Consider the following 7528-nt stretch of genomic DNA (forward strand, 5'->3'; position numbering starts at 1 on the left):
GGCATGACGACGGACGCGGGGAAGACGACCGGCGCGGCCGCCACGGAACGCACGGCGCTCGTCGAACTCGATGACGTCAGCAAGTACTACGGCAACATCCGCGCCCTCGAAGACGTCTCGCTGGTGGTGCACGCGGGGGAGATCTCGTGTGTGCTCGGCGACAACGGCGCGGGCAAGTCCACACTGATCAAGATCATCGCGGGTTTGCACCAGCACGACGCCGGCACCCTGAGCATCGAGGGCGAGGAGACCCGCCTCACCTCCCCGCGCGAGGCCCTGGACCGGGGCATCGCCACCGTCTACCAGGACCTCGCCGTGGTCCCGCTGATGCCGGTGTGGCGGAACTTCTTCCTCGGCTCCGAGCTGTCGAGGGGCACGGGCCCCTTCAAGCGCATGGACGTCGACCGCATGCGCAGGACCACCCACGCGGAGCTGCTGCGCATGGGCATCGACCTGCGTGACGTCGACCAGCCCATCGGTACCCTCTCCGGCGGTGAGCGCCAGTGCGTGGCGATCGCCCGCGCCGTCCACTTCGGCGCCAAGGTCCTCGTCCTCGACGAGCCCACCGCCGCGCTAGGCGTGAAGCAGTCCGGCGTGGTCCTCAAGTACGTGGCCGCCGCGCGGGACGCCGGTCTCGGCGTGGTCCTCATCACCCACAACCCGCACCACGCGTACCTGGTGGGCGACCGTTTCGTCCTCCTGAAGCGCGGCGCCATGTTCGGCAGCCACACCCGCGACGAGATCACCCTCGACGAGCTGACCCGCCAGATGGCGGGCGGCAGCGAGCTGGACGACCTGCGTCACGAGCTGGAGCGGAGCGCCCCCTGAGGGGCGCGGGGCTGTGACATTTGCGGCTCCGCCGCGTGGGCGCGACCAGCCACACACGGCCCGCGGTTCACATACGTCCCAAAGCTCTCCAGGGCGCTCCGGCGGAGCGCCCTGGAGAGCCCAGGGGGGACTCCGCCATGCGCCTCCCTGGCACGGTGAGGCAGAATCGGCCCGATGAGCACCTACCGCGACCTCGCACACCGCGGCTCCGCGCGGGCCACCGTCCTGCGGACCGTAGGGACGCGTGAACGCCGTTCCCACCTGACGGCGCCCCGCGTCCCCACCGTCGGTATCGACATCGGCGGCACGAAGGTGATGGCGGGCGTCGTCGACGCCGACGGCAACATCCTGGAGAAGCTCCGCGCCGAGACGCCGGACAAGTCCAAGAGCCCCAAGGTCGTCGAGGACACCATCGTGGAGCTGGTCCTGGACCTCTCCGACCGGCACGACGTGCACGCCGTCGGCATCGGCGCGGCCGGCTGGGTCGACGCCGAGCGCAACCGCGTCCTCTTCGCCCCCCACCTGTCCTGGCGCAACGAGCCTCTGCGCGACCGCCTCGCCGGACGGCTCGCCGTCCCGGTTCTGGTCGACAACGACGCCAACGCCGCCGCCTGGGCGGAGTGGCGGTTCGGCGCGGGCCGTGGCGAGGACAACCTCGTCATGATCACGCTCGGCACCGGCATCGGCGGCGCGCTGCTGGAGGACGGCCAGGTCAAGCGAGGCAAGTTCGGCGTCGCGGGCGAGTTCGGTCACATGCAGGTGGTTCCCGGCGGCCACCGCTGTCCGTGCGGCAACCGCGGCTGCTGGGAGCAGTACAGCTCCGGCAACGCGCTGGTCCGTGAGGCCCGTGAACTCGCCGCCGCGGACTCCCCGGTCGCGTACGGGATCATCGAGCACGTCAAGGGCAACATCGGCGACATCACCGGCCCGATGATCACCGAGCTCGCCCGCGAGGGCGACGCCATGTGCATCGAGCTGCTCCAGGACATCGGCCAGTGGCTCGGCGTCGGCATCGCCAACCTGGCGGCGGCCCTGGACCCCTCCTGCTTCGTCATCGGCGGCGGTGTCAGCGCGGCCGACGACCTCCTCATCGGGCCCGCGCGCGACGCCTTCCGCCGCCACCTGACCGGCCGCGGCTACCGCCCCGAGGCCCGTATCGCCCGCGCCCAGCTCGGCCCCGAGGCGGGCATGGTCGGCGCCGCCGACCTCGCCCGCCTCGTCGCCCGCCGCTTCCGCCGCGCCAAGCGCCGGCGTGTGGAGCGCTACGAGCGGTACGAGCGCTACTCCGAGTCCCGGCGTACGACCCAGGGGACGCTGTGACGGCCTCGCTGCCGCGCCAGGCCTCACCTCCGGACGAGCCCCAGCGCCCGCCGGAGGACCCGCGCCGCAGGTTCCGCCGCCGTGCCCTGACGCTGCTGATCATCGTGCTGCTCATCGGCGTCCCGGCCGGCTACCTGGTCATCTCCGCCAACCAGAGCCGCGACAGCGGCAAGCAGAAGGAGGAGAAGTACTCGGCGACCGGCCTCACCGTGGGCTGGCCCTCGCGCGTCCAGCTCCGCCTCTACCAGGTGCCGATCCCGCTGAACGCCGTCGCCGTCGCCTCCTACGAGACGAACAACTGGAAGACCAGCCGCTTCTACGTACAGTTCGCCACCAACGGCCCGGGCCTGGAGCAGTTCCTCGCGGAGATCGGCACCAGCCGGGACAAACTACGCAAGAACGACATCGCCATCAGTGCCCGCGACCAGAAGGTCGTCGGCTGGAAGTTCACGGGCCCCGGCTCGTGGTGGGGCCTCGTCCACGAACAGAAGGACCCGGCGCCCACCCAGGACATCGTCGTGAACTGGCCCCGGCCCGGGCGCGCCATGGTCTACGTCGTCTCCCGCACGGTCCCCTGAGCCGCCCCGGCCCCGCGCCGGCGCCACCGTCGGGACCGATTGTCAGAGCCCGCCCGTAGAGTCGAAGACAACTGATTCGGCCGAGGGGCGGGAGGTGACCGGACGTATGGGCGACGAGGCCGTGCGGACCGATACGGCTGTGCCGGTGCGGCTTGCCGCCGTCTTCCTGCCCGCACCCGTGCCCCGCCAGGGGCGCGTCGCCTTCTGGGACCCGGAGGGCGGGCCGCTGCCGTCCGACGGCGGCGCCGGGAGCGTGCCCCCCGCCGAGAGCACGGCGTCCGCCGAGTCGACCGAGCTGACGGTGGTACGCCCGCACGGCTCCGGAGCCCGCCGCGGCACCGTCCCCGCGCTGACCCTGCCGATCGCCGAGGCCCTCCCGCTGCTTGCCGGGGCCCGCCACGACCGCGCCGCACATCCCGCCACGACCTGCTGGGGCGCGGCCGCGCTGCACGCGCTGCGGCTCGTCGCGCGGGGCCGGCTGCTGCCCGGGCTCACCCCCGAGGGCCACGACGCCTGGCGCGCGGGCCCACTCGACCCGGACGACATCGCCCACCTGCGGGCCGTGGCCGCCGCCCTCCCGTACGAAGGGCATGCCGTCCCGCTCCCCGGCAAGGGCCCCCTCCGGCTGCCCGACCCGGAAGCGCTGATGCGCTCCTTCCTGGACGCGGTCGCCGACACCCTGCCGCGTACCCCCGCGGCTCCCCACACCTCAGGGAAACCCTTCGCGGCCAGCGAGCCGCAGCGGCTGCCCGGAGCCCACGACTGGGCCGCCGAGGTCGCCGCGGGCATGGACGCGGGCGTACGGATCTCGCTCCGCCTGGACCTGTCGGCGTACCAGCTCTTCGACGACGGCGAGGACGCGCACCGCGCGGGCGCCGCCGTCGTCCAGGTGCACAGCCTCGCCGACCCCACCCTCGTCGTCGACGCCGCGGCCCTGTGGGCGGGCGACGCCGACACGGCCTTCGGGCCCCGCGCGCGCGTGGACGCGGCGCTCGCCGTGCGCCGCGCGGCCCGCGTCTGGCCGCCCCTGGACCGCCTGTCCGAACAGGACGTGCCCGACGTCCTCGCACTCTCCGAAGAGGAGCTCTCCGACCTGCTGGGCATCGCCGCGACCCGCCTCGGCGCGGCCGGAGTCGCCGTCCACTGGCCCCGCGACCTCGCCCACGACCTCAGTGCCGCCGCGGTGGTGCGCCCCGCGCCCGGCTCGGCCACGGACGGCACCGGATTCTTCGAGAGCGAGGAACTGCTCCAGTTCCGCTGGCAGTTGGCCCTCGGCGGTGACCCGCTCACCGAGGCCGAGATGGACGCCCTCGCCGAGGCTCACCGCCCGGTCGTCCGGCTGCGCGATCAGTGGGTCCTCGTCGACCCCGCGCTCGTCCGCAAGGCCCGCAAGCGGGAGCTGGGCCTGCTCGACCCGGTCGACGCCCTGTCCGTGGCGCTCACCGGCACCGCGGAGGTCGACGGCGAGACGGTCGAGGCGGTGCCTGTCGGCGCCCTCGCCACGCTGCGCGACCGCCTGACGGCCGGCATCACCCCCGTGGAACCGCCCCCGGGTCTCCAGGCCCGGCTGCGGGACTACCAGCTGCGGGGCCTCGCCTGGCTCGACCTCATGACCTCGCTCGGCCTCGGCGGCTGCCTCGCCGACGACATGGGCCTCGGCAAGACCATCACCGTCATCGCCCTGCACCTGCGCCGGGACCGCGGCGAACCCACCCTGGTCGTCTGCCCGGCATCGCTCATGGGCAACTGGCAGCGGGAGATCACCCGCTTCGCGCCCGGCGTCCCCGTCCGCCGCTTCCACGGCCCCGACCGCACCCTGGAGGACCTCGACGGCGGTTTCGTCCTCACGACCTACGGCACGATGCGCTCGGCCGCGCCCCGGCTCGCCCAGCAGACGTGGGGCATGGTCGTCGCGGACGAGGCCCAGCACGTCAAGAACCCCTACTCGGCGACGGCGAAGGCCCTACGGACGATCCCGTCCCCCGCGCGCGTGGCCCTCACCGGCACCCCCGTGGAGAACAACCTCTCCGAGCTGTGGGCCCTGCTCGACTGGACGACCCCCGGCCTGCTCGGCCCCCTCAAGTCCTTCCGCGCCCGACACGCGCGCGCCGTGGAGAACGGCGAGGACGAGGAGGCGATCGCCCGCCTCGCCCGGCTGATCCGCCCCTTCCTGCTCCGCCGCAAGAAGTCCGACCCCGGGATCGTCCCCGAGCTCCCGCCCAAGACGGAGACGGACCACCCGGTCCCCCTGACCCGCGAGCAGGCCTCCCTCTACGAGGCCGTGGTCCGCGAGTCGATGCTCGCCATCGAGACGACCGAGGGCATCGCCCGCCGCGGCCTGGTCCTGAAGCTCCTCACCTCCCTCAAGCAGATCTGCAACCACCCGGCGCTGTTCCTGAAGGAGGACGCCCGGGCGGCCGCCCATGGACCCTCCGCCCGCTCCGGAAAGCTCGCCCTGCTCGACGAGCTGCTGGACACACTGCTCGCCGAGGACGGCTCGGCGCTGGTCTTCACTCAGTACGTGGGCATGGCCCGACTGATCACCGCCCACCTGACCGCGCGCGCAGTCCCGGTGGAGCTCCTGCACGGCGGCACCCCGGTCGCCGAACGCGAGCACATGGTGGACCGCTTCCAGAGCGGGGCCACCCCGATCCTGGTGCTGTCCCTCAAGGCCGCGGGCACCGGCCTGAACCTCACCCGGGCGGGCCACGTCGTCCACTTCGACCGCTGGTGGAACCCGGCTGTCGAGGAACAGGCGACCGACCGCGCCTACCGCATCGGCCAGACCCAGCCCGTCCAGGTCCACCGCCTCATCACCGAGGGCACGGTCGAGGACCGCATCGCCGAGATGCTCGAAGCGAAGCGGGCGCTCGCCGACGCCATCCTGGGCTCCGGGGAGGCGTCCCTGACCGAACTGACCGACCGCGAGCTGTCGGACCTGGTGTCACTGCGGAGGCCGTCGTGAGCGGTGCCGAGGAGGAGACGCGACCGGTGACCGGGGGCGTGGACGTGCCGGACGCCGAGCCGTCACGTCCGGCGGCCGGGCCGCGCCCCGCCGACGTGGCGCGTCGCGCGCTGCGAGCCGCGCGGGAGCGCGACACCCGGGTTGCGGCGGCAGGGGAGGAGCCGGGTTCGCGGTCCGACGGGGTGACCTCCCCGGCGGCCCGGCCGGGCGACGTGGCCAGGCAGGCCCTGCGCCGGGCCGCCACGCGGGGGAGCGATCCGCACCCGGGCCCGAGTCCGGGCGCGGACACCGTCCCGGATCCGGAGACCGACTCAGGCGCCGAACCCGGCCCGGTACGGCCTCCCGCCCGAGCGGAGACGGCGGACGCCCCGTCCGCCGACGTGCCCGCAACCGGCACGCGTCCTGGCGACATCGCCCGCGAGGCACTGCGCGCCGCGCGCACGTCGGCCGGACAGGCGCGGACAGCGGCGGAAATCAAGGGAGTCGAGAGCGCGCACCGGTTCGCCGACCGCGCGTCGGCTGCTTCGCGAGCCCGGCGCGACCGACGGGAGCACGACCGGGGAGGCCGGGTCCGGGACGTACGCGAGGTGCTCGCGGAGGCCTTCGAGCTGCCCGGCTCCGAAGCACCGCGCGAGGCAACCGCCACCGGACGTCCGGCGCACGTCGGCACCGAGCCCGATACCAAGACCGGCACCGAGCTCGACGCCAAGAGCGACACCGTGCCCGATGCCGAGAAGACGCACCGCAGTTCGACGCACCCGACGCACCCCACGCAGCCCCGGCTCGGGGAGCCGAGCATGCTCCCGTCGGCCGCCGCCCTGCCACGCTCCATGGCATCCCCGGGCCGTGACGGCGAGCTGCGCCGCACGTTCGAGTCGCTCCCCGCCCGCACCTCGCACGCGGACGCGGACACCTTCGCGGAGACCTGGTGGGGCAACGCCTGGGTGAGCGCCCTCGAAGAGGGGGCCCTGGACGCGGCGCGGCTGGCGCGCGGACGGGCGTACGCCGACCAGGGGCACGTCGACGCCATCACCGTCACACCGGGACTCGTGCTCGCCTATGTCCACGGGAGCCGCCCGCGGCCGTACCGCGTCCAGGTCCGGCTGCGGACGCTGGACGACGGCGACTGGGACCGTTTCCTCGACGCGGCCGCCGAGCGCCCCGGGCACATCGCGGCGCTCCTCGACAAGGAGATGCCCAAGTCCCTCGCGGACTGCGGAGTCGACCTGCTCCCCGGCCCCGGCGACCTCGCACCCCAGTGCAGCTGCCCCGACTACGGTCACCCCTGCAAACACGCCGCCGCCCTCTGCTACCAGACGGCACGTCTGCTCGACGAGGACCCCTTCGTACTGCTTCTGCTGCGCGGCAGGGGCGAGCGCGAGCTGCTGGACGCGCTGTCCCGCCGCAACGCCACCCGCGCGGCCCGCGCCGCCCAGGACCACCAGTCGGCGCCGCTGCCCGGTGTACGGGCCCGTGACGCCTTTTCACGCCGGGCGCTGCCGCCCCTCCCGGCGCCGCTGCCCGCACCCGCGCACCCCGAGCAGCCGCCGACCTACCCGGGCGCGCCGGGCGGCCCCGACCCGTTCGCGCTGGACCAGCTCGCCACGGACGCGGCCGCCCGCGCGCACGCGCTGCTCACCACGGGCCGTGACCCGCTCGCGGAGCTGACGCTCTGGCAGGACGCGGTACGGCTGGCCGCCGCCCGCCCAGGTTCCGGCCTCACCGCCGCGACCCGTGCCCTCCGGCCGTCCAGCGGTAGCGGTCGGTGATGAAGCTGGGGACGAGGAGCAGGACGGCGGTGACGGCGACCATCGTGCTCGCGCTGTGCCGGATCAGG

General features: G+C 74.1%; 5 protein-coding genes. All 5 read left to right on the plus strand.

Annotated elements, in window-relative coordinates; translation table 11 throughout:
- Positions 1 to 3: 3 nt before the first annotated feature.
- Positions 4 to 828, plus strand: coding sequence for an ATP-binding cassette domain-containing protein (locus tag ABZ656_RS35230; RefSeq protein ID WP_101403868.1), 825 nt, complete (start codon positions 4 to 6; stop codon positions 826 to 828).
- A 174-nt stretch (positions 829 to 1002) separates the two neighbouring features.
- Complete coding sequence (locus ABZ656_RS35235) at positions 1003 to 2148, plus strand: ROK family glucokinase (RefSeq protein WP_075032911.1); 1146 nt, start codon at positions 1003 to 1005, stop codon at positions 2146 to 2148.
- Positions 2145 to 2726: a sugar kinase gene (locus ABZ656_RS35240; protein ID WP_101401720.1), complete on the plus strand. Its 582-nt coding sequence runs from the start codon at positions 2145 to 2147 to the stop codon at positions 2724 to 2726. The genes ABZ656_RS35235 and ABZ656_RS35240 overlap by 4 nt, the downstream gene beginning before the upstream one ends.
- Before the next feature lie 106 nt (positions 2727 to 2832).
- Positions 2833 to 5691: a DEAD/DEAH box helicase gene (locus ABZ656_RS35245; RefSeq protein ID WP_360273467.1), complete on the plus strand. Its 2859-nt coding sequence runs from the start codon at positions 2833 to 2835 to the stop codon at positions 5689 to 5691.
- Positions 5688 to 7460, plus strand: coding sequence for an SWIM zinc finger family protein (locus ABZ656_RS35250; RefSeq protein ID WP_360273459.1), 1773 nt, complete (start codon positions 5688 to 5690; stop codon positions 7458 to 7460). The genes ABZ656_RS35245 and ABZ656_RS35250 overlap by 4 nt, the downstream gene beginning before the upstream one ends.
- Positions 7461 to 7528 lie beyond the last annotated feature (68 nt).

The organism is Streptomyces sp. NPDC007095 (assembly GCF_040634475.1).
Lineage (GTDB): Bacteria > Actinomycetota > Actinomycetes > Streptomycetales > Streptomycetaceae > Streptomyces.

Excerpts from the sequence above, each read along its gene's own strand:
- ABZ656_RS35230 (WP_101403868.1), top strand. The coding sequence starts at position 4 with ATGACGACGGACGCGGGGAAGACGACCGGCGCGGCCGCCACGGAACGC.
- ABZ656_RS35235 (WP_075032911.1), top strand. The coding sequence starts at position 1,003 with ATGAGCACCTACCGCGACCTCGCACACCGCGGCTCCGCGCGGGCCACC.
- ABZ656_RS35245 (WP_360273467.1), top strand. The coding sequence starts at position 2,833 with ATGGGCGACGAGGCCGTGCGGACCGATACGGCTGTGCCGGTGCGGCTT.